Here is a 24945-nt window from a genome sequence, read left to right as displayed (position 1 = left end):
ACTCTCAAGGTTCGGACCAGCTCGACCAGCCCCCAACACCGTGAAAACTGTCAGCGATGTATCCGGACAATAGTGTCAGCGATCTTCCCGCTTGCTCACGCAGACACCGGCCCTGCCCCATCCGCCCACCGTCGGTGCGTGGGGCACCTAAGATCAGAGCGTGGGGCACCCCCCTCCCACCACGCTTTCGCGTGGTCCCCCCTCCCCCGCAAGCGGGAGAGGGCGTCCCGACTGCCAGTGCCGTGCAGCCTGAAACCCTAGATCGACGGCGGACACGCCATCCGCGCCACATACCCCATCGCCGCCTCGGCATGTCTCCGCCCGTCCCGTAGCGAAAATGCCCCGTGCCCCGGCAACAGCACCTCGAACTCCAGGCCGGCGAGCCGCCGCACCGAGGCGCAGATCTGCGGCACGCTGCAGTCGTAGACGTCCTGCACCCCGACCTTGCCGCCGTGGAACAGCGCATCACCCGACACCAGCATCCGCCGGGTGCCCACCTCGACCAGATAGCTCATGTGATCGTGGCTATGCCCCGGCGTCGCCACCGCGGTCACCGTCACCGCGCCGAACGCCACCTGCTCCCCATCATCGAGCACCCGGTCGACCGGGCAGGCCGCATAGGCGAAATCGGCGGGATACCCCCCGGCCGCCTTCGCCGCTACCAGACTGATCGCCGCCTCATCGCCGGCCGCCACCATCTTGGCCGTCGCGGCGCCGGCGAGCACCGGCACCCCCAGCCGTCGGCGCACCGCCGCCGCGCCGGCCGAGTGGTCGGCATGTCCATGCGTCAGGAACAGCGCCTTGATCGTGATGCCGTCCAGCCCATCGAGCGCCGCGGCGGCGCTCCGCCCTGCCCCGGCATCGAACATCAGCCAGCCGTCGCCGGCGCGCACCAGGTAGACGTTGCAATCGAGCGGATCGGTGAGATCGAACCCCAGCCCGCCGCTCATCAGGAGGTGCAGGTCGTCATCGAGGTTCATGATCGGTGCCGACATGGAACAGGCAATCGCCGCGCTTCACCCGCGCCGGCACCCGCTTGCACAGCACCATGCCGCTGCGCTGGAAGGTGAGCACCAGCGGCGTGAGCCACGGCCGCTCGGGAAAGTGCACCCGTGCTGCCGGCTGCCCGGCGCTCACTTCGTCGCCGAGTTCGACCAGCGGCTCGAACACCCCGCCATCATCGACATGGACGAAGTAATCCGCCCCGCCGACCACCAGGATGCGTGTCTCATGCCCAGGCGTGCCATCGTCCGGCAGGTGCCCCAGATGCGCCAGCAAGCGCCGCAACCCGGCCTCGGCGACGCCGAGCGTCGTGGCGCTCAGTGCGCCGGAGCCGCCGAGCTCGGTGCCGAGGAACAGCTTGCCCTTGCGGCCGGCGGCGCCGAGCAGCGTCGGATCGTCCGGCCCGGGCGGATCGAGCACATAGGCCGCGGGCGCGCCGAACGCCCGCACCAGCGCCAGCGACTGTTCGAAGCGCTCGGCATCGGCCCAGCGCGCCGTCACCACCGAGGGCACGTAATGCAGCGAGCTGCCGCCCGAATGCATGTCGCAGACGGTGTCGCAGAGCGGCATCAGCACCTGCTCGACATAATTGGCGATCTGCGCCGTCGCGCCACCGCCCGGATCGCCCGGAAAGGCCCGGTTGAGGTTTCCGCCATCGAGCGGCGACACCCGCCGCCCGGCCACCGCCGCCGGCTGGTTCAGCGTCGGCAGGATGATCAGCCGCCCGGTCAGTTGCTCAGGTTCGAGGTTGCGGCAGAGATTGCTGAGCGCCACCTCGCCCTCGTATTCGTCGCCATGGTTGCCGGCGGTGAGCAGCGTCGTCGGCCCCGGCCGGCCCGCTATCACCACCAGCGGGATCGGCACGAAGCCATAGGCGGATTCATGGGTGGATTGCGGCAGGCGGATATAGCCATGGCGCTTGCCCGGCCCGTCGAACGCCACATCGGTGCTGAGGCGGGTGCTCACCACCCGCTGCTGTGTGCTGCTCATCAGATATCCCAGATCTCGCTCTCACGTGCCGAGAACCATTCGGCATAGGAGGTCATCGGCACGCCGCCGCCAAGGCTGGCCTCGAGCACGGCCACCAGCGCCGCGGCGACGACCTTCGCTTCAGCCGCGTCGAGGTTGCACGGGTCGAGCTCGAAATAGCCATGCTCCAGCGCCTCGGCCCGCACCGCCACCGACGGGGTGCCCGCCGCCAGAAGGCTGGTAAGGTTCCACGCCGTGGTCTTGGCGAGCGCCGGATCGATGCTGACCCCCAGCCGATCCACCGGATTGCCGGTCGGGTCGGCAACGATGCTGGCGGTGACGCCGGGCCGCCCGGCGAGCGCCGCCTGCCACAGGGCGAGAAGCTGCGCCTCGGCTGCGCGCTGGCCCGCGTGGTCGGTGGTCTCCCAGGCCTCGAGCGCCACGATGGTACCGGCAATGCCTTCCTTGCCCACCTTCATGCCGCGCCCGATGCCGCCATTCTGCAGATAGGCCGCCCGCACCAGGTCGCGCCGGCCGGCAACGATCCCCGCCGTCGGCGCCCGCAAGAACTTGTGCGCCGAATAGAGCGCGATATCCGCCCCCTCCTCGATGAAGCGCCTGAGCCCATATTCGGCCGCCGCATCGACGATGACCGGCACACCGTGCGCATGGGCAATTTCGCTGAACCGTCTGAGGCCGAGCATGCCGTATTGCACCGCGTGGTGCGAGATCACATAGAGCGCCGCCGCCGTCCGCTCGGTGAGCGCCGCTTCGAGCTCATATTCGGCCACCGAGGTCGCCTGCCCCACGCTGACCACTTCCGCCCCGGCAAGCCGCACCGCCTGCTCGACCGGCGCGCCATAGGAAATGAGGTGCCCGGCCATGACCGCCACCTCGTATTTCAGGCCGGAAGCATCGGGCAGCCGGGCGATGGCAGGGCGATCGAGGCCGGTCATCGCTCCGGCGACAGCGAGGGTAATCCCCGCCGCGGTGGAGGCCGTGACGAACCCGGCCTCGGCGCCGCAGAGCCGGGCGATGGTGCGGCTCGCCACCTGCTGCAACGCATCGATTTCGACGAAGCGCGGCAGGATCGACCTGACCGCTTCGATCACCTCGGGCCGCGCACTCGAGGCGCCGATCACCGTCATGGTGCCCGAGGCGTTGATCACCGGCCTCAGGCCCCAGCGCGCCACAATATCGTCTGTCGTCAAAACCCGGTCTCCTCAGTCCGCCGCTGCCTCCATCAAACATCAGGCTGCATCCGGATGCAACATTGAACCACGTTGCTCCCGCGGGGATTTTTCCGGGGGCTCGGGCACGTGCCTCGGCCCCATCTCTGGTGGTTGCCGGCAGCATGCTGTAAACGTCCTGCATCGGTATGCAGCGGCGGCCACCCAAGGATTATTCGATGACGGATGACAGCGCGGACGAGAGTGATGCCGGCCGGCGTGCGCCGCTGACCGGGCGCGAACTCGCCAAGGCGCTCGGCATCTCGCAATCGACCATCTCCCGCGCATTCTCGGAGGGCGCCACCATCTCCCCCAAGATGCGCGCCAAGGTGCTCGAGGCGGCGCGCGAGCTGGGCTACCAGCCCAATGTCATCGCCCGCTCGCTGACCACGCGGCGCAGCGGCATTGTCGGCATCGTCACCGCCAACATGACCAACCCATTCTACGTTTCGATCCTGCAGCCGCTGGCCCGCCGGCTGCAGCAGATGGGGCTGCAGACGCTGTTGTTCAGCGTCCCCTCCGGCCAGCAGATCGACAGCCAGCTGCCGCTGCTGCTGCAATATAATGTCGATGCGATCGTCGTGATGACCGGCACCATTTCGGCCGAGATGGCGCGCCGCTGGGCCGATGCGGGCCGGCTGGTGCTGCCGTTCAGCTACACCATCCCCGAGCTCGACCTGCCCAGCGTCTCCTGCGACAACGAAGCGGGCGGCCGTGCCGTGGCGCAGCATCTGGTGCAGATGGGCCACAAGCGCCCGGCCTTTGTCGGCGGCCATCCGCACTCGGCCACCTCCGTAGCGCGCGGCCGCGGCTTTGCCCAGGGGCTCGAAGAGCTGGGCGTGCCGCTGTTCGGCCGGCTCGATACCGGCGAATATACCTATGAAGGCGGCTATGCCGCAGCGCTCGAACTGGGCCGCACCCGCCCCGACGCGATCTTTTTCGCCGACGACATCATGGCGCTCGGCGGCATGGACGCCCTGCGCTTCGGGCTGGGGCTCTCGGTGCCGCAGGATATCTCGGTGGTCGGCTTCGACAACATCCCGCTGGCGGGGTGGCCGACTTACGAGCTCACCACCTTCGCGCAACCGGTGGAGCCAATGATCGAAGCGGCGGTCCGATTGCTGACCCGACGCGATGGGGAAGCGGTGACGGCGGAGCATTCGGCACTGCTGCCGGGGACGCTGGTCCAGCGGAAATCGGTACGGGCGCGGGGGCGGTAGCGTCTGGCACTGCCGGTGCCGCCCACGTCCCCTCTCCCCTCTGGGGAGAGGGTCAGGGTGAGGGGTAGCCAAGCACACCGGATGAGCGGCTGTCAGCTGATCTGCCTGGTCCGGCGCGCTTGGCGCCCCTCACCCCAGCCCTCTCCCCAAAGGGGCGAGGGGGCGCTGTGGCACGGCCGGTAGAAGGCACGAAACCTCCCCACCCACCGGCTGTCATCCCAGCGAAAGCTGGGACCCATTTCACAGCCTGCGCCAGCTGATAGTTGGGTCCCAGCTTTCGCTGGGATGACACCGAGTATTGGGCAGCAACTGTGCCCTCCAGCACGACTGCCAGCTTCAGTCGTCTCCGCCAAACGTCGGCACCCGGGCCAGCATTCCGCCATCGACCACCAGCGTGGTCCCCGTCACCATCGCCGAGCCCGGCTCCGCCAGGTACACCGCCGCATTGGCGACATCTTCCGCCTCGGCCGCCGCGCCCATCGGGATGGTCGCTGCAAACCCCCGGCGGAACCCCGGCGTCTCGAACAGCTCGCGGTTGCGCGGCACGGTCACCGGGCCCGGGGCGATCATGTTGGCGCGGATGCGGTGGCGGGCCAGATCGACCGCCATGGCCTTGGTCAGCATGCCAACCCCGCCTTTCGACGCCACATAAGCCAGTGCCCCCGCTTCTGCGGCCAGCGCGTTGATCGAGCCGATGGTGATGATCGAACCGCCGCGGCCGCCTGATATCATCGCCCGCGCCGCCGCACGGCAGGCATAGAAGCTGCCGCTCAGATTGACATCGATATAGCGCTGCCACTCGTCATCGCTCACATCGGGAAATGCTGCACGGCCGCCGGTCAGCGCCGCTGCGGTGACGACGATATCGAGCCGGCTGCCCAACAGCGCCACCGCCTCCGCCACGGCAGCGTCCACCGCCGCCCCATCCGCCACGTCGCAGGCGACGAACCCGTCGAGCCCGTCGGCCCGCTTCGCATCGAGGCCGACCACCCGCGCGCCTTCGGCCCGGAAGCGCGCCGCGATGGCGCTGCCGATGCCGCCGGCGGCGCCGGTGACGATCGCCGCTAAGCCGTCGAGCCGTCCCATGTTCCCTCAGTTCTGCCGGATCAGGCCGGGGGTGACGATAGCCGCCCCACTCTGCCGGTCAAACAGGTAAAGCCCTGCCGGATCGAGCCGGATGCCGACCATGTCGCCGGCCTTGGCCGGCTCGGTCGGGCTCGATTGCGCGATCAGCCGCCCCTGCGACGACGAGAGATGAACGATGGTCTGGGCGCCCAAATGCTCGACCAGATCGACCCGCATCTTCAGCTGCCCATCCGGCGCCAGCACCAGATCCTCGGCGCGCAACCCCAAGTCATAGCTCTTTCCCACCTTGAGCTTCCCGAGCACCGCCTCGGGCAGCGCGATGCTGGTGCCGAAGGCCCGCAGCTGGTTGTCGTCGCCGAGCGTCGCTTCGACCACCGACATTGGCGGGCTGCCGACAAAGGTGGCGACGAACCGGTTGGCGGGGTTGCGGTAGATATCGAGCGGGCTGGCGAATTGCTGCAGCACCCCGTGGCGGAACACCGCGATGCGATCGCTCATCGTCATCGCCTCGGCCTGGTCATGCGTCACATAGACCGCCGTGGTATCGAGATCGGCGAACAGGCGCTTCAATTCCACCCGGGTCTGCACCCTGAGCACCGCATCGAGATTGCTGAGGGGTTCATCGAGCAGGAACACATGCGGGTCGCGCACGAACGCCCGCCCCAGCGCCACGCGCTGGCGCTGCCCGCCCGAGAGCTGACGCGGATAGCGGCCGAGGACTTCCTTGAGCTCGAGCCGCTCGGCCGCGTCGGCAACCCGCTTCGCAATCTCCGCCTTGTCGAGGTTCCTCACCTTCAGTGCGAAGCCGATATTGTCGGCCACCGTCATGTGCGGATAGAGCGCGTAGCCCTGGAACACCATGGCGAAGTTTCTGAGCCGCGGCGGCACCTTGGTGACATCGAGGCCATCCATCAGGATCTGGCCTTCGCTCGGGGTTTCGAGCCCGGCGATCATGTTGAGCGTCGTGGTCTTGCCGCAGCCCGAGGGCCCAAGGAACGACACGAACTCGCGGTCGCGGATTTCGAGATCGAGCGCTTGCACCGCGACCACCGAACCGAACTTCTTCCAGACGTTGGAGAGGATCAAACCTGCCATTTTCAGCCTTTGACGGCGCCGGCGGTGAGACCGCGGACGAGATAGCGTTGAGCGATGAGCGCGAGCACCATGACCGGCAGCACGATGACAGTGCCCATGGCCGACATCGGCCCCCAGACGGTGCCCTTGTCGGTGATGAAGCCGGAGATTTCGACCGGCAGCGTCTTGGCGTTGAGCGGCCCGACGGCGGAGGCGAAGAGGAACTCGTTCCACGAAAAGAACGCGGTGAGCAGCGCCGCCGTGGCAATGGCCGGCACGGTGAGCGGCAGGACGATCGAGAAGAACCGCCTGAGGATGCCGCAGCCATCCATCATCGCAGACTGCTCGAGTTGCTTCGGAAAATCCTCGAAGAACGCCAGCATCAGCCACACCACGATCGGCAGCGTCATGCTGACATGGGCGATGACCACCGCCGCATAGGTATCGCGCAGGCCGAAATCGCGCATCAGCACGAAATACGGGATGGCGATGGTGATCTTTGGGTAGAACCTGACGATCAGGAAGGTGAGCCCGATAATGGTCGAGAGCCGGAACGGCAGCTTCAGCCGCGCCAGCCCATAGGCGACGAGGCAGCCGGTGGTAACCGCAATCACCGTGGTCGCCGCGGTGACGATCACCGAGTTGAGGAGAATCCGGAACGTCGTGCCATTGGCGCTCAGCACCGCCGCGTAATATTCGAAGGTCAATTGGCTGGGCCACAGCCCGGATTTATCCGACAGGAACTCGTCGGCGGGCCTCAAACTGTTGCCGAAGAGGACGAAGAACGGCGCCAGCGTTACCAAGAGCGCCAGGAGGATGATGCCGACGACCAGCAGCCGGCGGCCGATGGGCCCGAAGCCGCTGGTTGCGGCATGCGAGAGGTTTGCCGCCATTTCAGGCCTCCTTCTGCCAGCGCGAAATGCGCGCCCGCCAGACCAGGAGGCCGGCGACCAGCAGCATGCAGCCGATCAGCGAGGCCCAGGAAATCGCCGCGGCATAGCTGATGTTGAAGTAGCGCAGCCCCTGCTGGTAGATCCAGAAACTGAGCGTGTGGGTGGCAAAGCCCGGGCCGCCGAAGGTGGTGGTAAAGACGATATCGAGCGTCAACAGCGCATCGAGCAGCCGGAACATCACCACCAGGAGCCCCACCGGCGCCAGCATCGGCAGGATGACCATGCGGAGGATCTGCCAGGGCGTCGCGCCATCGACCTCGGCCGCCTTCAAGACTTCCGACGGCAGCGACGACAAAGCCGCCGCAAAGATCACGAAGACGAACGGCGTCCATTCCCACACATCGATGATGACGATGGACACCATGGCGAGGGTCGGATCGCCCAGCCAGTCGGGGGTGGGGATGCCGAGGTTGCGCAGCACCTGGTTGACCGGCCCCACCCTGGCGCTGAGCATCATCCGCCAGATCGTGCCGACTGCCACGGGCGCGATCACCATGGGGAGAATGAGGATGGTGCGGGCGACACGCAACGCCAGGGTCTCGCCCATGGTCAGGTAGGCGAGGATGAAGCCGAGAACGATCTGCGCCGCGGTGCTGGCAAGCCCGAACCAGATGGTGCGGCCGACGGCCTGGATCAGCACGCTGTCGCTCGCCATTTTGGTGTAGTTGGCGAGCCCGACGAAATCGCCCGGCTCGGTGGAGCGCGACAGCGTCCAATCGACCAGCGAAATGTAGAACGAGTAGAGCAGCGGATAGAACTGCGCCACCACCACGATCGCCACGGCCGGCACGATGAAAGCGATCAGAATGCCGCGCTCGCCGATCTTACTCTCGAGCCAATCGGCAAAGCCCCAAACCGTTCGCGAAACCCACATACCCTGCCCTGCTCTGAAGTGTGACGCGGAGGTGGTGCCTCCGCGGTTGCTTGTCGGGCCACCGGCGGCGCCCTCAACCCACCGCTGGTGGCGGCGCGTTGGTCGAATAGACCCGCCGCACTCACCCCAAACTCGGTGTCATCCCAGCGAAAGCTGGGACCCAACTCGCAGCGGGCGCAAGTGGAGAAATGGGTCCCAGCTTTCGCTGGGATGACAGCCGGTGGGTGGGGCCAAGTTCTCGCCCCGTCCGCCCCTCTCCCCTGAGGGGAGAGGGTAGTGCAGCTAGGACCGTGAGGTCCGCAGCGAAACTAGGGTGAGGGGTTCAGCCTCTCAGCGAGCGCATGCTGAGCCACCTCACCCCTCAACCGGCCCGCGGCGACGGCCTCGCCGTCGTCCGCCGCGCCACCTCCGGGCGAGGGCTACGCCCTCGTCCCGCGACCCCTGAGGGGAGAAGGGAGGAAGACTGCCTTCGCCGGTGGTCAATACCCCTACTCCGCCGCCACCGCCCCGACACTCCCGGCAACTTCCAGCAGCGTTGCCGGGACCGGGAAGTTGGCCCAGGCCTGGTTGATGCTGGCGATGCCGTCTTCTGCCGAGACGCGGCCGTTGGCGACATCCTGCAGCGTGTTGTTGAGGAAATCCAACGCCTCCCCTGATAGTACCGGGTTCTGCGCCCGCGGCAGGTCGGCGAGCTTGGCCGGCCAGTCATGGGTGTGGGCCGCCTTCAGCTCCGGATCGTCATAGAGCGCCTTCCACGGGGAGCCGATGCCATACTTCTTGTAATTGGCCGCGGCATTTTCCGGGCCGGCAAAGGTCTTGATCCAGTCCCAGGCCACCGCCTTGTCGGGCGCCGTATCGACCATGAACAGCTGCCACTGGCTGAGCTGCGGATAGCCCGGCCCGGGGAACGACACCTGGTGCCACTTGCCCTTCAAGGGGCTGGTATCCTCGTCGAGGAACTTGTTGGCGAAGGAAGGCCAGGTCACCAGCATCGCCGCCTTGCCGTCGCGGAACGCCGCATTGGCCTCGTCGAACGACATGGCGTTGCCCTGCTTGGGCAGGTGCTTCCAGAGCTCGGCAATCAACTTGCCCACTTCCACGGCCTTGGTCGTATCGAGCTCGTATTTGCCACCCTTGATATAGGTGCCGTCATAGGCGCCGGTGAAAAAGGCGCTGATCTGCTCGGGGCTGCCCGTCGGGTGCGAGAAGCACGCGACATCGGGCAAGGCCGCCTCGATGGTCGGGCAGGCTGCGACGAAATCGGCCCAGGTCTTGAACTCGCCGGTCACCCCGGCGGTCTTCAGCATCTCGTCATTGACCATCACGCCATAGACGTCGGTGCCGTAGGGAAAGCCGATCTGCTGGCCGTTGAAATATTCCGAGCGGCCCGGATCCATCAGCCCGGGGATCATCCCGTCACCGAGATTCTCCGCCTTGATCATCTCGGCCAGCGGCACGAAATGCGGATAGATATCAACGAGGTAGAAGCCGCCGCTCATCACCTGATACTGGTTGGTGCCGGTGAGCACGTCGGTGATGTTGTTCTGCCTGAGGATGGCCCAGGGGAACGCCGCCACCGTGGTCTTCACCCCGGTTTTGGCCTCGAAGGCCGGCGCGAGATCCGCCGCCGCCTTGTCATAGGTGCCCGAGGCCATCACCGAGAAGCTGAAATTCTGCGCCGCCGCCGGCGCGATGCCGGCGAGCCCGGTGGCCAGCACCGCGGCGGGCAGCACCGCGTGGCTGAGGCGAAGGCGATGCACGTCAAACCAAGTCTTAATTCTAGACATTTGTGGTTCTCCCTGTAGTCGCTGGCGGCCCCCCAAGGGCCGGTCGTTGGTCACCCGACAGCGCGTGCTGCCGTGGTGGATAAGCGTGAATGGAACAGTGTGGCGCGAGGCGTGAACGGCACTTCGGGATCGAGCGGGAACATCGGCCGCGCGCATACGGTGTGGCCGAGCGTCGGCAGGTTGGCCGAGGTGGAGCCCGCGACATCGACGATGAAATTGCGCCTGACCCAGGCCTCGTACATGTGATGTTCGGTATGCGGCGACTTCACCACGACGAGGTCGTAATCCACCGGATCGATGCCGTTGGCGTAGTACATGGCGCGGTCGAACAGGCTGAGCGAACGGCTGAACACCACCACGGTAAAGTTGTCGAAGGTCAGCACCGCAGTCGGCCCGGCGCTCAACGGAATGCCCATGGTTTCGAGCCGGGATTCGCCATCGGAGAGCAGTTTTACCCGCGCCACGACCCGCATCGGGCTGAAGCGTTTGGTATCGAGCGCCCCGCCGAGGTTCACCTCGATGGTTGCCCCAACACCGGCCTGGTGCGCCGCCGCCGCGGCGCCGGCATCGACGATCTGCGCCAGCACCTTCCGGCTGTAGCCGGCATCGCTGAGGCCCTGGATCAGGAGGTTCGAATCCCCGCTCGAGCCCGATGACGGCGCGTCGGCCGCATCGGAAAACAGCACCGTGCCATCGGTGATCGCCTCGGCGCCGGCAATTGCTTCGCTGAGCGGCGTCAGGTGCGCCTGCATGCGGTTGCGCTCGGCCCAGAACGCCGCGGCGATCCGTTCGGCTGTCTTGACGGCCTCGGCCGGGTCGCGATCGGTCATGACAAGCACCTGGCTGCAGAGTTCGGGCACGTCGGTGAACGGGTTGCCGATCATCACCCCCGCCGCGATCGCCGCGCCGCTTTGTTCGAGCGCCAGGCACTCCCGCAGGTATTCGCCATAAATGCCGGTATCGGTGACCAGCTCGTTGCCACGCACCAGCGCCGGGATCGTCACCCGGACGATCGTGGTCGCCGGCCGTTCCCGCAGCAGCTTCAGCAGCACCCGCGCCGCCCGGGCGCCGGTATCGGCGAAATCGCGGTGCGGATAGGTGTAATAGATGGCGAGCCCGTTCACCGCCTCGATCATCCTGGCAGTGACGATGCCATGCAGATCGAGCGACATGACGATCGGCGTCTCGGGCCCCACCCGGCGGCGGATTTCGCTGAGCAGCGCGCCTTCCGGGTCGAGCTCGCCGATCGCGGCCATCGCCCCATGCAGCGACACCAGCACCGCATCGACATCGGCATTGCGGTCGACCACTTCGAGCAGTTCGGAACTCAGCCGCTGCCAGCCGGCAGCCGAGAGCGGGCCGGCGCTGTCGGAGCGCGCCCCATAGCCCGGCACCACGGCGATCTCAGGGTCAGCCTCGAACACCCCGAGCGCCCCGCCGATGGCGGTGTTGAGCCCGCGCTGGCTCAGCATCGAGTTGCCCCGATCAATACGAAAGTTCTCGTATGCCGACTGCACCGGATTGAACGAGGATACCTCCTGCATGCATTCGAGGACCAACACCCTGAACATCGAGCAACCCCGTTAGATTCCTGGCCGGCTTGGTCGCTGCGCCCTCCCCGCGAGGCCGCCGACCGATCCGGCGAGAGCAAGATAAGCAACAATTGCATCCGGATGCAATAGCCTTCTGCATCCGGATGCAGTAGCATTGCACAGCCTATTTCAGAGGCGGCGAACCGGCCGGAAACCGGGGTTGCCAAGCACATCAAGGGACTGGAAATGATCCGCTATCTGAAGACCGCGGCAGCTGCCGTCACCACCGCCGAGGCCGACCGCCAGGTGCGCAGCACCGTCGAAACCATCATCGAGAGCATCATCAAGCGCGGCGACGACGCCGTGCACGAGCTGTCGCAGCGCTTCGACAACTATGACCGCACCAATTTCCGCCTCTCTGAGAGCGAGACCGCCGATTGCGTCGCGGCCGTCGGCGAGGCGGCGCTCGACGATATCCGCTTCGCCCAGACCCAGGTGCGCAACTTCGCCCAGCACCAGCGTGCCGCGCTCACCGATATCGAGGTGGAAACCCTCCCCGGCATCGTGCTCGGCCACAAGAACATCCCGGTGAACGCCGTCGGCTGCTATGTGCCGGGCGGCAAATACCCGCTGCTCGCCTCGGCCCACATGTCGGTGGTCACGGCGCGGGTCGCCGGCGTCAAGCGCATCATCACTGCCGCCCCACCCTTCGAGGGCCGGCCGGCCCAGGCCATCGTCGCCGCCCAGCACCTGGCCGGCGCCGACGAAATCTATTGCCTCGGCGGTGTGCAGGCCGTCGCCGCCATGGCGCTCGGCACCGCCAGCATCGGCAAGGTCGATATGATCGTCGGGCCCGGCAACGCCTATGTCGCCGAAGCCAAGCGCCAGCTGTTCGGCACCATCGGCATCGACCTGCCCGCCGGCCCCACCGAAACGCTTGTCATCGCCGATGACAGCGTCGATGCCGAGCTCTGCGCCACGGACCTGCTCGGCCAGGCCGAACACGGCCCGACCTCGCCGGCCATCCTCCTCACCAATTCCGAAGCGCTGGGCCGCGCCACCATCGCCGCGGTCGAGCAGCTCCTCACCATCCTCCCCACAGCCGCCATCGCCGCCCGCTCCTGGGCCGATTTCGGCCAGGTGATCGTCTGCGACACGCTTGAGGAAATGCTGACCACCGCCGACGCGATTGCCTCGGAGCATGTGCAGGTGATGACCGCGGACCCCGACTGGTTCCTCGAACGGATGACCAATTACGGCGCCCTGTTCCTCGGCCCCCGCACCAATGTGGCCTTCGGCGACAAGGTGATCGGCACCAACCACACCCTCCCCACCAAGGGCGCGGCGCGCTTCACCGGCGGGCTGTGGGTGGGCAAGTTCCTGAAAACCGTCACCTACCAGCGCGTCCTCACCAACGAGGCCTCGGCGATGATCGGCGAATATTGCTCCCGCCTCTGCCTGCTCGAAGGCTTTGCCGGCCACGCCGAACAAGCCAACATCCGCGTCCGCCGCTATGGCGGCCGGAACGTGCCCTATGCGGAGGCGGCCAGCCGGCGGTGAGGCAGGGACGGGAGCCGAGATGCCAGTGTTTTGGTCTCCCTCCCCCTTGCGGGGAGGGGACAGGGGTGGGGGTCCACAGCCACTGGCGGCAGCAGTGTGGGAAAGGCCATGAGAACCAGGTTCCAATGGCCCAACTCCCCACCCCACCGGCGTCATCCCCGCGAACGCGGGGACCCAGTGGGATGTCACAGCCTCACCAGCGTTGCCCGATCACACCAGGTTCCCGCTGACTCGGAAGCCCCACACCACCACCCGAGAACAAACCAGCAACAAACTAATGACAGCCGCCGCAGGACCATGTAACGATCCGCCCAATTTGGGGGATTTCATAATGGATTGGTACTATTCAGCCGAGGGCGCCGTCGTCGGCCCGCATTCCGCCGACGAGATCGAGAGCCTCTTCGCCAGCCGTCAGATCACGGCAGAGACGTTAGTATGGCGCAAAGGATTGGCCGAGTGGACACCGCTCGCCGATACTCCCGAGTTCGCGCACCTGATAGATGACGCGCTGCCACCACCCCTGCCCGCTGCCCGCCAGCAAGCAACCGCCTATGCTGCCGATGGCGATGTGCTTGTCGCCGATCGCGTCGGCGACTATCGCCCGGGCAGCGATCGTACTGACGCCGATGAGAGCTATCGCGCCGGCGACGATGAAAGCCAACGCGCCGGCGACGATGAAAGTCATCGCGCCGGCGACGACGGCGAGCCGGCCTTCACCCTTGCCCCGGCGCTGGCGGCCCATGCGCTCGCGGGGCCATGGACCCGTTATTTCGCGCGCTCGATCGACATTTCGATCATCGCCACGGTGCTGCTCACCGGCATCTACTGGGTGCTGCCGTGGGTAAACCCAAAGCTCTACCTGCAGGTCTACTTCGTCGATCCCAGGGCGATGGTGTTCCTGTTGCTGCCGGTCGTGGTGGTGATCAACGCCGTCATCATCACGCTCACCGGCAACTCGCTGGGCAAAGCCATTTTCGCGATCCGGGCCGAACCCGTCGATGGCCGGCCGCGCTTCGGCCTTGGCGGCAATCTCAAGCGTGAGTTCCGGGTGTGGGCCCAGGGGCTGGGGCTGGGTATTCCGCTGATCAACATATTCACCATGGTCTCGGCTTACCGGGCGGTGCTGGCCGGCACGCCGGCGCCCTACGACACAAAGGTCGCGACCGTCCGCGCCCACTCGCAGAACCGCCTGCGTCGCACGCTGGGCATCCTGTTCGGCCTCGCGCTCTACGCCGTGATCACCGCGGTTAACCTCGTGGACAAGCGCGCCATCGACGCCCTCGAGCTGCCCAGTGCCTGGACCAACCCAACCACCGCGATCGCCACCACCATCCCCGCCGGCTGGCAATACGAAGCCGTCACCGGCCCCGATGGCACAACCCTCTTCGGCTTCACCTACATGAAGACCGGCCTTACCGCCTTCCTCGGCGTCGAAACCGCTGATAACATCGACATGGCGACCTACACCGCCGCCCTCGCCCGCGGCATGGGCGCCACCACCCCGCTCGGCAACTGGTCGACGGCAAGCCTGCCCGGCGTCTGGACCGCCAGCGGCCAGATGGCCCCAGACGGCTTCCCCACCACCGTCTACGCCGCCCAGACCGGCAACCAGTTCTGGCGCATCGTCTATATCGACCAGTTCTCCACCACCCCGCGCGAGATCATCGAGCCGGAGCTGACGCAGGCGCTGTTCAGGAGTGTGGGGGTCGGAGGGTGAGGTGGGGCGCTCGGCGCCCTGGCCCAGACCTGCAGCGCTTCTTGCGACAGATCAACAATCGGCGCGGCCCACCGGCTGGCAACGTCAACCTGTGAGTTGACGCGGATGGAACGTGCGTCAACCTTTTGATTGACGTCAACCGACCTGCTCTCACCACCTCATCAACGCCAAGGGCATCTGGCTTGCCCTTAGCCCCGTAATAGGGAACAGGACGTATCGTTGCCGAATGCCCGGCGACCGTTGAGTCGAGCGCCTGCCTCAACAAGCGCAGCGTACGGCATGGTGTTGATAGCGGAAGGTCCTCTGCGATGGGCTATGTCGAAAGCGTGCTGAAGCCTGATGAGCAGGTGCTGGCCATCGGCCGCATGCACTGGATCGTTTATCTCCGCGGCCTGATCCTCGCCGCCGCCGGCCTGATCCTGATCCTCGCGCCGGTCGGGCCCGGCCTCAGCCTGGCCCTTACCATAGCGGGCGCAGCTTTCCTGCTCTTCGGCCTCTGGAGCCTCGCCGGCGCCTGGATCGAACAGATGACCACCGAAATCGCCGTCACCACCCGCCGCGTCATCCAGAAACGCGGCCTCATCCGCCGCCAGACCGGCGAGATGAACATGGAAAAGGTCGAGTCGGTCATCGTCGACCAATCCATCCTCGGGCGCATTTTCGGCTACGGCTCGATCGTGGTGCGGGGGACCGGGTCGGGGATCGAGGGGTTGCATTTCATCGCGGACCCGATCGCGCTCAGGAGTTCGATTGTCGTGCGGTAGGGGGACGAGCCGCGGCCGGGGCGCTATTCGGGCATTGACCGGGAGTTAGGTGGCATCCTTCCGCGCTGCCGCGCTTCCGCCCGCCAGAGCCTGCGCCTCGCGTCGGGCGGCTCCAAATGTTGGTACTTTCCGCCCGAGAACTTGGGCCAATCCAGAGCCAGTCCCGCGCTGACCAGCTCGGCGGCCAAGTCACGACCGTCCGGCAGGAAGCACTCGGCCACTACGCGGTCATAGGATAGCTCGGGTCTGATCCGCGCTGTTATCGTCTGGCCCTTGCAGAGTTTCACCAGGGCCCACTTCGACCGCTGACCCCAGGGGTGGTCAAGCTCGGGCGCGTCTATTCCCGCGAGCCGAAGTCGGACGTTGTCGATTACGATGGTGTCGCCGTCGATCACCCAGCATTTGCCACGCAGCAAGGTCCCCGCTTGGGGCAGTGCTGGGCGCTCAAGCACGACAACGCGTGGTTCCACACGCCAGCCAAACGAAACCGGGACTAGCGGCTCCTCACGTGCCCGAACGACTTGCAGGCGCCCTCGCCCGCCAAACAATCGAACCAATAATCGCAAGAGTCTCATGGCCGTCCCCTCGGAGACCTCAGCTATCCGGCTCATCAACCTCAGCAACAAGCGCAGTTCCCGATTGCCTGGCCTTGAGCTCAGGCGCGATCGTCCGCAGGGGATCCCGCATCGCCCGTTCCATCCTGACCATCGCGTCCGCCATGAACTCGATCATCCGGGGCCACTCGGTCGTGTCGTAAATGTCGGTTTCGATCTCCGCTTTCACCCGACTGGCGCGTCGATGGTCAAGCCGCTCCCAATCCAACTGCCCGCCGAACGCCGCCTGTATTGTCTCGCGACGGTCGTGCAGCCAGTCGAAAACATACTTGTTCTCCTCCTGCTCACCCCGGTCGATGTAGAGCTCGGCGCGTCCATATCGCCCGGCCGCGGAAAAATTGAACCCAATGCCTCGCACCCCCGATCCAGCGCCGATCCAGGTGGCGGTGCCCGGTGAGATGTTGCGATATAGCTCCGAGCGGCCCTGCATGGCCTTGAGCAGCTCGGTCCAGAATTCTCGACGTACCGAATGGCGGCGTGCATCAGCCGAAGTTGTATGGACCTCGTCCTGGGCCTTGTCCGCGAGCCCAATCACGAACTCCTGCGTATCTCGCACCGGGATGATCTGCTCGACGTTGAGGAATAGCTCATCCCCCATCGACCAAGGCGTCACCTTGAAACACTGAACTTGCAGCCGAAAGTTCATCAGCCAGATAACCGTCGACGTGACCTCCTTTCGGAAGTTTGCCGCTATTAGCATGATGCGCTGCGTAATCCCGCGGTTCAGCGTCACCTCCGCCAAATCGCCGACCTCTAGGAAGTCAGCAATTAGCTCAGCTGCGACACCCGCCTGGCCGGCCTTCTGGAGGTGTTCCTGATAGATTGAGCAGATGCTCTCTGTCTTCAGGCTGGCGCAGTACGACGCGTACTTCAATGCCTGCCAAGTCACATCGCGGCCCGTATCATCGAGCTTGTTCTCGATGATCACCAGGCGGCCCTCCTTGTCGAGGGCAAGCAGGTCGAGCCGCTCTTGAGTATCTGAAAACCCCGCGAACTCCTTCTGGATGATCAGCAGCTCCTCACCCAGGCAGGAAGGATACTTGGCGATCCACTCCTGCAGGTGAGCCCTTTCCCTGAAACCAAGCTCCGAAAAAGTACGAGCTGCTAGCGGCTGGATCGAGTTTGCAATTCGATCGACACGGAACATGGCATCCTCTTGGAAGACAATAGCGCGACAAACTAACCTGCTTGGAACGCAAGTTATCAAACCCTGGCGATCGCGGTGCTGGCCGCTCGGGCAGAAGTAGCCGTTACCGCCTAAAGCAGACCCACCAAGCGATTGGTCGCAACGCTTCCGAGACGGAATATTGTCCCCTTTACAGCCGAGGCGCTTTGCCAAGCCTTTCGCAGATCCGAGTTCCACGGAGTAACCACAACCTCAAAAGAGCCGTCAGGAAGGCGCCGAAACAGCACGGCGGAGTTTGCGTAATCGTACCCACCTTTTGCAACCGTCGGTAGGTTCAGTCGCTCCATTTTGTTGTTACCGTGCCAAGTCAGAAGTCGGTCGGTCCAGACTTTCGATCCACTTCTCAGTACCGGTTTCCCGATGGTCTTCTTGTCAGGGAAGTCGTAGTCAGCAAACGCGAAGCCGAAGAACCGATTTGCCCCGCGCGGCAACTCAAGCTGGTTGCCAGACCCCCCCTGCAACGCCTCGCCTTGGACCCACAATTCGCCAAACGCGGCAGGATCAACCGCACCTGAATCTAGCGCCACTCGGAAGGTACCTAGCGCAGCAACTACCGGCGGGGGTTCGGGAACGGGCTCCACCTCCAGCAGCATGGGCGGAGGCGGCGGGTTCATTGCCCGAAGAGCCTCATAGCTTGCGAGCAACGCTGCGGTGAGCGGAGTAGCATCGCGCTCGGCTTCGGCAAATGCAGTGTCGACCTCAGCAGTAGCCAACCCCTTGGTCACCCAAGCCACTTCTGTGTTTATGCTAAATCCCCTACCTGTGAGATTCGCTGAGCCAACCAGCACGTTTGACTGCCCCCCACCTCTTTCAAACGCGTAGAGTTTAGGATGGAAAGCACGCCTCGGACGGAGTGTGCCGGCCAAAACCGACGCACTGCCCGCCACCATCACAGTTGTATTAGGAAGCCCCATCCAATGGTGAAGGGCGGCCGGTTCGGTAAGGCCGAAATCGAACGAAGTCACTAATTTCTTCGGCAAAGCGGCAAAGCTCGCTTGTCCCAGGAAGGACGACGCGGCGTTTAGTAGTAACGTGGTCCCCCCCATGGTTACGTAAGCCGATGCAGCCTTGAGCGAGTGCAATCCATCGCTCATCAAGTCATTCGCGGCGTTACGAATGGAAGCAGGAGACGCCGCATTCTGAACAATGATCACGTTATCCTCCAACTCATCCAACTGATGATCAGAACAACTCCACGTTAAGTCAACACAGAATGTCCGCGTCGCCCCCGCAGGTCCCGCATCGCAGCCTGCAATTTCTCCGCAGTCGTATCCCGGTCGTTGACGGCAGCCAGAACGAACTTATCAATCTCGCCAAATAGATTGGCACCAGATTCCGCTGCAGCGCCTAGCTCATTAAGCTCGGAAATCTGATTTTCATTGAATCGGGGGAGGCGGATGCGGCGTATTTGAGTGGCTTCTAATTTAAGCGCCCCTCCGCCCATGGTTGTGCCGGCAGACTCGAGAGCAAGCTGAAACCAAGCGCTACTGAGCAATGCAAACAGTCCGGGAGTGCTAAACACCTTCCTCGAGGTCCAGACCGTTGAAAAGTTGGCGTCTACCAAGTGGCGCCGCCCTGTGTTCATCTCCACGTTTGGCGACCCGTGATTTACCCGCGCTACAAAAAGGTCAGGGCAGTGCCGCTCTGTAAAGCGCGGCAGCGAGTACCAAAACGATCGTCCATCCGGACTTGCATTGGTCTTGACCGCACTGAGCTGAGGAATTGGAACGCCTTGCTTCGTCCTGACTGTGGCGGCGCGCCTAACATGGTCAGCCAATTCCATGGGCATAGTTTTCCTAGCATCTGAACCCGCATGTTCAGGAAGGATCCAGTCTTGCAAACAGAGAACACGAACCTTGGGTTCTTCACCGTCTCGCCATCGTTTGACATCTAGTTGCCGATGGAAAATCGGCGCCAGTACCGCGCTGGGTACCGATATCGTATGGCCACCTAAGAGGCGTGAAACGCGCACGGTCACAGTCGAACCTGAGCGCGCAAGCTCGGTAACATAAAAGAAGTCGTTGCAGCCTGATCGTAAGCCCTGCCCGACTGAGACGCCCAACTCATCCAGAGTCATCCAGTTAGGACGGTCGGCCAACGACCTTTCGGACACGATCGTGTTCTTCCGCGAAAGATCGGCTTCTTCAGCCAGCTTGAACCACGGCCTAGCGCTCGAATCCTGCGAGAGCGACTGCCATTCGTCCGACAGGCTTAAGGTCTCCAACTTCAATCCGGGCAGGACTGTCGCCGATTGCGGGGAAGTAATGAACGACGCAAGATCGGCGGGATCGGTCCCTGCACCCTCTCGAAGTTCGGCCCGCAGCGTCGTACCTAATTCCTTGCGAAGGTGAACCGGCTGCCGTTCAACGTCACGCTCAAGCCGCCTGGCAATTATCAGTTCCGTGCGAACGAGGGCATCAGGGAACCACCCGCCGTGACTATCGGAGACCGTAACCTCGATTTCGAACGACCGCGCCATCAGATATCTGAGTATCTGAGCGTAGTCTCTCGTGCGCCAAGTCGAGGGAGCAACGATCGCGAGACGACCACCCGGACGCGTCAGAAGCGCTGCCAGAATCCAGGCTGGTACGGAGAGGTCTGCATGACCGGAATATCCGTCAACTAGATGCAACCATACTCCGCGAGACGGCCAGTCTGGCATTTGGTGCACGATCTGACGAAGCTTCCGCCGGACGCCTACACCACCATCGGGAAGCAGCTGGTACCTGACATAGGGCGGGTTCGCGATTACTAAGTCGAACCCTGTGCCGTCCAGCACATCAGAGTAATCTACTTCGAAAGCATCGGCGTTCGACACACTAACTGACGCACTCGAATCGCCAGATACCCGCCTATCGCAGTACTCTGCGACCCTTGGATCGACCTCGATGCCAACTACTTCGCTTAGCTCGACGTTCAGATCTTTCGCCACCGCAATTGCAGAAACGAGCAAATCGCCATGCCCGGCCATCGGGTCGAGTACAGTGCGCGTAGAAGGCCTTAGAGCAAGTCTGGCGAGAAGCTCACCCACGTAGCGTCCTGTGAAATGCTGCCCAAGCTGCTTACGCCTGTCGGGGTCGAGCGCGAGCTCAAACGCCCTTTCTGGCGATCGGGCAGAGGCCGCAGACCCAATGGGCAATTAATCCCCCTCTGGCGCGTAGCGACCGTACCAGGAATAAAAGTCCTGAGCATCGACGGGCACCAGCTGATGTCTACTCAGGAAGTGATTCACCAACCGTGAATAGAGCCGTTGCGGAGACAACTCCACCGCATCGGGTGCTGCTGCCGCCTCGCGATAGAGTTCGCTTGCGACCTGCCAAACGGAAGCAGCCGGCTGCGAGCGACCCGTCGCCCTTGGTCCGAGCAGCAGCATGGGATCGCCGCGCACAGCACCATCAGTTGTGACTTGCTTGAAACTGCCTTGGGTTTTGTTGAGGACACCCGCAGTGAGCACATCAAAGCCTGCTTCCGAATACGCCCGCTGCAGTGCGTTCCACACTTCCGCGGCCGCAGAGTGGAATACTAGGGTAGCTCGTCCAGTAGGCTTGAGGATTCTGCGCATCTCTGTGAAGGAGGCCGTCAACAAGGTTCGGTAGTCCTCAATTGACTTCCCTTGGCTAGTGCTAACGATGGCCTCGTCAGTCTTGTCGGTCACCTTCCCTAGCCAAGCCTCATTTATGAAGTTCAGCTCCGCGTATGGGATATTTGCGCCGAACGGTGGGTCCGTAAATATGTAGTCCACCGTGCCGGAGGGCAGGCTGACTGACGTGCTCGATCGCTGAAACACCTTTACGTTGCCGGGAAGTCCATGAAGCATGCGAAACGCTTCGACGATAGTCTTTAGCTTCCGGCGAAGTCCCAGAAATAGATTCTTCTCAACTGGCAGACCGCTGACGTACATAACGCCAGGCTGAGCGCTGGTGACTGCTAGGTCGGGCATGGACTGCTTTGCGACAACCCGTGTCATTATGGTTGCATGCGATGCATTATAGCTTAGCAACCAAAATCGAAGAGCCTCCTGCACGCCGCGCGGAAAGGCCTCGACGCGCCCCCACATATCAGCGAACACCGCCAGATTCCGACGGGTATAAAGCTGATGAAGATGCGAAATGCCCTGATGATAGCCTGAGCGATGCAGATCCCCCCACGGTATTGCTGCATAGGGAACGGCCGTAGGCAGCGCGTGGGTGGCAATTGCACCGAGCAAAGTTGCGTCGCTAGGGAGCGGCGACCGTGACCACTTTTTTCGACCCGTCTCGCCATAAACACGCGCAATCGACCTCACGCGAGAAACGACTGCCGCGCCGAGCAAACCATCGGTTGTGCTCGATGAGTGACGATCAACAGATTCGACTGGTGCTCGGTGTCCACAGCTTGGGCACGCGAAAGTGGAGCTTATGGCAGCCGGGGCTAAAGTAACGGTGCTATCCCACAGCGTTACGTTTTGCTTGCAAGCTGGGCATATGAGGTTGTCCGACCAGATGATATGCCTAACTCGGCCGTCGGCACCGCTGAGATCCTTCGCAACATACATCCAACCCGTCGCTGCCTCTGCATCCTCAAGTAGTTGCGTTGCCGCCGCATGAAAGTCATCTGGGGCCGGTGGATCCGATAGCGTTCGGCCCACGAAGGCCCCTAGAATGCTAAGTTCGTAGACAACAGCATGCCTTACTCCCCATTCGACAGTGAGGTTTCGGCGGCGCGCTGTAGCTATCATCGAGTCCGTTGGCGCAGCACATAGCTTTGCCGCCACGCCGGTGGTGCCGCTGCCTCCAAAGCCATCAAAAACGGTATCGCCAGGCCGTGTGTGAGCCGCGATATACAGTGCGATGGCCTCTGGCGAGATTTTGGTTGGATATGGAAACGCATTGAACAGAGCTCCCGCCCTGCTGGAGTCGAGCGGCTGCTCATATAGGTCTAAAGTTGCCATAAGGTCGCGGTCTCCGCCCTCCCGCTAGCATCGCGTCCGACTCGTCGCAACTCATGATCTCCCACGGCGCGCATTAGTCACGACAATTCGATACGATTCGCTTTGGCACTTCCCGTGTGTTGCGGGGCGTGCAGGCGCCAAAATCAGGTCGACGCATCTCGGACGGTAGCCACCGGCAACTGCATTTCCTTATCGGTTTTCAGCTTGCCCGCCGCCGCGGGCGATAGCGCCCCGGCCCAGCCCTCAAGCCACCTCCGCCAGCCCCACTGCCCCCTGCCCCTCCCGCTCCGCCAGCAGCGCCAGCGCCACCTCATGCTGGTTGCGGCACCAGCGCTCCACCCGCTCCCGCGCCTTCGCCACCGCGAAATCATCCGCCACATACTCCACCCGCCGCACCAGCCGGCGGTCGGCGGCGGTTTCGCGGGGGGCGCTGATCGAGAGGGGGACGCCGAAGGTTGCCGGATCTTCGTCGACCGTGACATCCCAGACTTCGCGGGTGACGGGGCGGACGCTCATCGAACAGATCGAGGTGATGCCGGCGGTGATGAGGAGGTCGAGGGCGGTGGTTTTGAGGCCGAGGGCGGTGCGGATGGTTTCGGCGGCGATGGGGTAAGGGCCGCGCTCGATCAGGTAGGAGGTCATTGCCAGCTCCAGGTGCGATGGCATGACGATGCATTAATGCACAAATATCGTCAAGCGATGCCATGCACGAATGCACATCACGCTGCAGTCACGAGACCGACTCGACTCCGTCGCGGCGCTGGTATTTGAATGTGAACAAAAGGTGAACTTCAGGGGATTGCGGGGGATGGTGACCTATTACGTCGTGCAGGGGTTCGTGGCGGGGAAGAACGGCTATCCGATCCCCGAGGAAAGCCGCGAGGTGCCCAATGCGCGCTATGCCCGGGCGCTGTGCGAGCGGCTGATGGCCGACCGGATGGCGGCGGTGGCGTTTTCGCGCAGCGGCGACCCGGCGACCGGGGAGTGGCAGGATGCGGAGATCATCTGCCGGCTGGGGGCGGTGTCGGATGAGTTGCTGGCTGAGGCGGCGGCCTGAGGGGGGCTCGGGGCAGCGTGGCTCCACGCCCCCTCTCTTGCGATTTCTAGGACTTAGCAAACGCTAAGCCCAAGAAATCGCTTTCTCCCCGCAAGGGGGGAGATGATCAGTGGCCACCATACGCATCGGAGCATCAGTCGGGACTCTCCCCCTTGGCGGGGGAGAAAGCGAAAACTTGGGCTTAGCGCAGCTAAGTCCTTAGTTTTCGCAAGAGAGGGGGTCGTGGGAGGCACGATGGTTGGCGCCTGCCGCGCACCCCCTCCGAGCTGCGCTAGGTCGCTGGCGCTCCCAAGCTTCGCTTGCCTCCCCCGTCAAGGGGGAGGTGTGCATCGAGGCTGGGGCGGGATCCCGACCTGACGACCGGCCGGGGCCCCTGCCCTACGGCGCTTCGTATTTGCCGACCACGCGGTGGCAGATCGGCCAGATGCGGCGGGATTCGGTGAATTGTTTGGCCGGGTTCCACTGCTCGAGTTGCCACTCGCGATCGTTCCAGCCGTTGAGCCGCTTGATGATCGCTTCGGCATCCTCGCCGCCGGGCGGGGTGTGGAAGAAGACGTGGTTGCGGCCGCGCGCCGGCTTCAGGTGCGGGTTGATCCAGGCGATGTCGCCTTCCCAGAATTCGGGGTTCATCGAGCTGCCATCGACGATCAGCCCATAGGCGCCCTGCACCCCCTCGAGCGCTGCGGGCATGGCCATGTGGTCGACGAAATCGGAACTGACGATGAGCTTCCCATCGCCGCCCATGGCGCCCGAAAACACCGGCAAGAGGTTACGCCGGCCACTCAGCACCACCTGCTCGCCCGGCACGTAGCGCACCGGCTGACCGGCGGTGCGGGGCTGGGCCGGCGCTTCGGATCCGGGCGGCAGCTGGTCGGTGCTGTGGGCGGCGGCAAAGCTCAGATAGGCGATGCCGGTTGCCGCCTCGATCTTGCTGAGCGTGGTGTTGGTGAGCGCGAACTTGTACTCGGCCGAGTTCAGCGGCCGGGTCAGCGTGGTCGATGAAATGCCGGCCTTGAGCGCCAGGCCCGTCGGCGACAGGCCGGTGACGCCGAGCACGTGGCGCACATACTCGACGGCGAGCTGGTTGGGTTCTGCCATGTGCATAACCTAGCACCCTTGTGCACAAATGCATCATGCATTTATGCTTGACACGTTGTGCATTAATGCTCAGTGTATCACCCCATGAGCAGCAGCAACGACATCTTCGGTTCGAGTCGCCGCGCTGCGGCCAGTTCAAGCCCGAGAGGCGACGAGGAAGACCTCGCGCCGAGGCGACGAGGAAGACCTCGCGCCGAACTCCCGAGCCTGCCGGCGGGCGGGCGCAGTCGCAGGGGCGGATGCGTCGGGTTTCATGCCCGGCGTCAAACCGGAGCTCGGGCGGGCGGCAACGC

The 24945-nt window shown here is 64.1% G+C and carries 21 protein-coding genes and 1 pseudogene; 5 read left to right on the top strand and 17 right to left on the bottom strand.

Annotated elements, in window-relative coordinates:
• Window positions 1–257 precede the first annotated feature (257 nt).
• The 3 genes from ASC89_RS04640 to ASC89_RS04630 are packed head-to-tail and all read right to left on the bottom strand — an operon-like array spanning window position 258 to window position 3119.
• Window positions 258–995, bottom strand: coding sequence for an MBL fold metallo-hydrolase (locus ASC89_RS04640; RefSeq protein ID WP_082533182.1), 738 nt, complete (start codon window positions 993–995; stop codon window positions 258–260).
• Window positions 967–1992: a succinylglutamate desuccinylase/aspartoacylase family protein gene (locus tag ASC89_RS04635; RefSeq protein ID WP_055995198.1), complete on the bottom strand. Its 1026-nt coding sequence runs from the start codon at window positions 1990–1992 to the stop codon at window positions 967–969. The genes ASC89_RS04640 and ASC89_RS04635 overlap by 29 nt, the downstream gene beginning before the upstream one ends.
• Window positions 1992–3119 carry an aminotransferase class V-fold PLP-dependent enzyme gene (locus tag ASC89_RS04630; protein ID WP_082533181.1) on the bottom strand — a complete coding sequence of 376 codons (1128 nt, stop codon included), beginning with the start codon at window positions 3117–3119 and terminating at the stop codon, window positions 1992–1994. The genes ASC89_RS04635 and ASC89_RS04630 overlap by 1 nt, the downstream gene beginning before the upstream one ends.
• A 260-nt stretch (window positions 3120–3379) precedes the next feature.
• On the opposite strand from ASC89_RS04630, the gene ASC89_RS04625 reads away from it, so the two are divergent.
• Window positions 3380–4420 (top strand): substrate-binding domain-containing protein, encoded by a 1041-nt coding sequence (locus ASC89_RS04625; RefSeq protein ID WP_055995192.1) that lies wholly within the window; start codon window positions 3380–3382, stop codon window positions 4418–4420.
• Window positions 4421–4756: 336 nt separating this feature from the next.
• On the opposite strand, the gene ASC89_RS04620 is transcribed toward ASC89_RS04625, so the two are convergent.
• The 6 genes from ASC89_RS04620 to ASC89_RS04595 form a co-directional block, all read right to left on the bottom strand.
• On the bottom strand, window positions 4757–5506 hold the full coding sequence (locus ASC89_RS04620; RefSeq protein ID WP_055995189.1) for an SDR family NAD(P)-dependent oxidoreductase: 750 nt from the start codon (window positions 5504–5506) through the stop codon (window positions 4757–4759).
• A gap of 6 nt (window positions 5507–5512) precedes the next feature.
• The gene (locus tag ASC89_RS04615) at window positions 5513–6601 is read right to left on the bottom strand and encodes an ABC transporter ATP-binding protein (protein ID WP_055995186.1); all 1089 of its coding nucleotides are present in this window, start codon (window positions 6599–6601) and stop codon (window positions 5513–5515) included.
• 2 nt (window positions 6602–6603) lie between these two features.
• Window positions 6604–7473, bottom strand: a complete 870-nt coding sequence (locus ASC89_RS04610; protein ID WP_055995183.1) for a carbohydrate ABC transporter permease — start codon at window positions 7471–7473, stop codon at window positions 6604–6606.
• A 1-nt stretch (window position 7474) separates the two neighbouring features.
• Window positions 7475–8407, bottom strand: a complete 933-nt coding sequence (locus ASC89_RS04605) for a carbohydrate ABC transporter permease (RefSeq protein ID WP_055995180.1) — start codon at window positions 8405–8407, stop codon at window positions 7475–7477.
• Between the two features lie 488 nt (window positions 8408–8895).
• Window positions 8896–10194, bottom strand: coding sequence for an ABC transporter substrate-binding protein (locus ASC89_RS04600; RefSeq protein ID WP_162247901.1), 1299 nt, complete (start codon window positions 10192–10194; stop codon window positions 8896–8898).
• A 50-nt stretch (window positions 10195–10244) separates the two neighbouring features.
• Window positions 10245–11765, bottom strand: coding sequence for a M81 family metallopeptidase (locus ASC89_RS04595; protein ID WP_055995174.1), 1521 nt, complete (start codon window positions 11763–11765; stop codon window positions 10245–10247).
• A gap of 207 nt (window positions 11766–11972) precedes the next feature.
• On the opposite strand from ASC89_RS04595, the gene hisD reads away from it, so the two are divergent.
• From hisD to ASC89_RS04580, 3 genes are all read left to right on the top strand, one after another.
• Window positions 11973–13286, top strand: coding sequence for a histidinol dehydrogenase (gene hisD / locus ASC89_RS04590; protein WP_055995171.1), 1314 nt, complete (start codon window positions 11973–11975; stop codon window positions 13284–13286).
• A gap of 331 nt (window positions 13287–13617) precedes the next feature.
• Entirely contained in the window at window positions 13618–15003 is a 1386-nt protein-coding gene (locus tag ASC89_RS04585) for a DUF4339 domain-containing protein (RefSeq protein ID WP_055995168.1), read from the top strand.
• 308 nt (window positions 15004–15311) lie between these two features.
• Window positions 15312–15767: a PH domain-containing protein gene (locus tag ASC89_RS04580; RefSeq protein WP_055995165.1), complete on the top strand. Its 456-nt coding sequence runs from the start codon at window positions 15312–15314 to the stop codon at window positions 15765–15767.
• 23 nt (window positions 15768–15790) lie between these two features.
• Here the strand turns inward: ASC89_RS04580 and ASC89_RS29220 are convergent, their stop codons facing one another.
• From ASC89_RS29220 to ASC89_RS04550, 7 genes and pseudogenes are all read right to left on the bottom strand, one after another.
• On the bottom strand, window positions 15791–16342 hold the full coding sequence (locus ASC89_RS29220) for a thermonuclease family protein (protein WP_082533180.1): 552 nt from the start codon (window positions 16340–16342) through the stop codon (window positions 15791–15793).
• Window positions 16343–16361: 19 nt separating this feature from the next.
• Window positions 16362–17528: a DUF4268 domain-containing protein gene (locus tag ASC89_RS04570; protein WP_055995162.1), complete on the bottom strand. Its 1167-nt coding sequence runs from the start codon at window positions 17526–17528 to the stop codon at window positions 16362–16364.
• A 110-nt stretch (window positions 17529–17638) separates the two neighbouring features.
• Window positions 17639–18721 carry a phospholipase D family protein gene (locus ASC89_RS04565; protein WP_244488396.1) on the bottom strand — a complete coding sequence of 361 codons (1083 nt, stop codon included), beginning with the start codon at window positions 18719–18721 and terminating at the stop codon, window positions 17639–17641.
• A 44-nt stretch (window positions 18722–18765) separates the two neighbouring features.
• Window positions 18766–20706 (bottom strand): N-6 DNA methylase, encoded by a 1941-nt coding sequence (locus tag ASC89_RS04560; protein WP_082533174.1) that lies wholly within the window; start codon window positions 20704–20706, stop codon window positions 18766–18768.
• Complete coding sequence (locus ASC89_RS28910; RefSeq protein WP_244488397.1) at window positions 20707–21774, bottom strand: hypothetical protein; 1068 nt, start codon at window positions 21772–21774, stop codon at window positions 20707–20709.
• Window positions 21775–22317: 543 nt separating this feature from the next.
• A pseudogene (locus ASC89_RS28905) lies at window positions 22318–22497 on the bottom strand (DNA methyltransferase); the annotation flags it as partial.
• A gap of 243 nt (window positions 22498–22740) precedes the next feature.
• Entirely contained in the window at window positions 22741–23139 is a 399-nt protein-coding gene (locus tag ASC89_RS04550) for a hypothetical protein (RefSeq protein ID WP_055995153.1), read from the bottom strand.
• A gap of 166 nt (window positions 23140–23305) precedes the next feature.
• Here ASC89_RS04550 and ASC89_RS04545 point away from each other — a divergent pair, with 166 nt between their 5' ends.
• The gene (locus tag ASC89_RS04545) at window positions 23306–23554 is read left to right on the top strand and encodes a hypothetical protein (RefSeq protein WP_055884243.1); all 249 of its coding nucleotides are present in this window, start codon (window positions 23306–23308) and stop codon (window positions 23552–23554) included.
• A gap of 378 nt (window positions 23555–23932) precedes the next feature.
• Here ASC89_RS04545 and ASC89_RS04540 read toward each other — a convergent pair whose 3' ends face one another.
• Window positions 23933–24652: a LexA family transcriptional regulator gene (locus tag ASC89_RS04540; protein ID WP_055995151.1), complete on the bottom strand. Its 720-nt coding sequence runs from the start codon at window positions 24650–24652 to the stop codon at window positions 23933–23935.
• Window positions 24653–24945: the final 293 nt, after the last annotated feature.

This window comes from Devosia sp. Root413D1 (assembly GCF_001425235.1).
In the GTDB taxonomy this organism is placed as follows: Bacteria; Pseudomonadota; Alphaproteobacteria; order Rhizobiales; family Devosiaceae; genus Devosia_A.
Note: the sequence above shows the minus strand (reverse complement) of the source record. Positions and strands in the feature narration are given on the sequence as shown.

Coding starts and splice junctions, on each gene's coding strand:
- ASC89_RS04595 (WP_055995174.1), bottom strand. CDS start 11,765: ATGTTCAGGGTGTTGGTCCTCGAATGCATGCAGGAGGTATCCTCGTTC.
- ASC89_RS04610 (WP_055995183.1), bottom strand. CDS start 7,473: ATGGCGGCAAACCTCTCGCATGCCGCAACCAGCGGCTTCGGGCCCATC.
- ASC89_RS04620 (WP_055995189.1), bottom strand. CDS start 5,506: ATGGGACGGCTCGACGGCTTAGCGGCGATCGTCACCGGCGCCGCCGGC.
- ASC89_RS04570 (WP_055995162.1), bottom strand. CDS start 17,528: ATGTTCCGTGTCGATCGAATTGCAAACTCGATCCAGCCGCTAGCAGCT.
- ASC89_RS04625 (WP_055995192.1), top strand. CDS start 3,380: ATGACGGATGACAGCGCGGACGAGAGTGATGCCGGCCGGCGTGCGCCG.
- ASC89_RS04630 (WP_082533181.1), bottom strand. CDS start 3,119: ATGACGGTGATCGGCGCCTCGAGTGCGCGGCCCGAGGTGATCGAAGCG.
- hisD (WP_055995171.1), top strand. CDS start 11,973: ATGATCCGCTATCTGAAGACCGCGGCAGCTGCCGTCACCACCGCCGAG.
- ASC89_RS04580 (WP_055995165.1), top strand. CDS start 15,312: ATGGGCTATGTCGAAAGCGTGCTGAAGCCTGATGAGCAGGTGCTGGCC.
- ASC89_RS04540 (WP_055995151.1), bottom strand. CDS start 24,652: ATGGCAGAACCCAACCAGCTCGCCGTCGAGTATGTGCGCCACGTGCTC.
- ASC89_RS04600 (WP_162247901.1), bottom strand. CDS start 10,194: ATGTCTAGAATTAAGACTTGGTTTGACGTGCATCGCCTTCGCCTCAGC.
- ASC89_RS04635 (WP_055995198.1), bottom strand. CDS start 1,992: ATGAGCAGCACACAGCAGCGGGTGGTGAGCACCCGCCTCAGCACCGAT.
- ASC89_RS04605 (WP_055995180.1), bottom strand. CDS start 8,407: ATGTGGGTTTCGCGAACGGTTTGGGGCTTTGCCGATTGGCTCGAGAGT.
- ASC89_RS04640 (WP_082533182.1), bottom strand. CDS start 995: ATGTCGGCACCGATCATGAACCTCGATGACGACCTGCACCTCCTGATG.
- ASC89_RS04550 (WP_055995153.1), bottom strand. CDS start 23,139: ATGACCTCCTACCTGATCGAGCGCGGCCCTTACCCCATCGCCGCCGAA.
- ASC89_RS29220 (WP_082533180.1), bottom strand. CDS start 16,342: ATGAGACTCTTGCGATTATTGGTTCGATTGTTTGGCGGGCGAGGGCGC.
- ASC89_RS04585 (WP_055995168.1), top strand. CDS start 13,618: ATGGATTGGTACTATTCAGCCGAGGGCGCCGTCGTCGGCCCGCATTCC.
- ASC89_RS04615 (WP_055995186.1), bottom strand. CDS start 6,601: ATGGCAGGTTTGATCCTCTCCAACGTCTGGAAGAAGTTCGGTTCGGTG.
- ASC89_RS04545 (WP_055884243.1), top strand. CDS start 23,306: ATGGTGACCTATTACGTCGTGCAGGGGTTCGTGGCGGGGAAGAACGGC.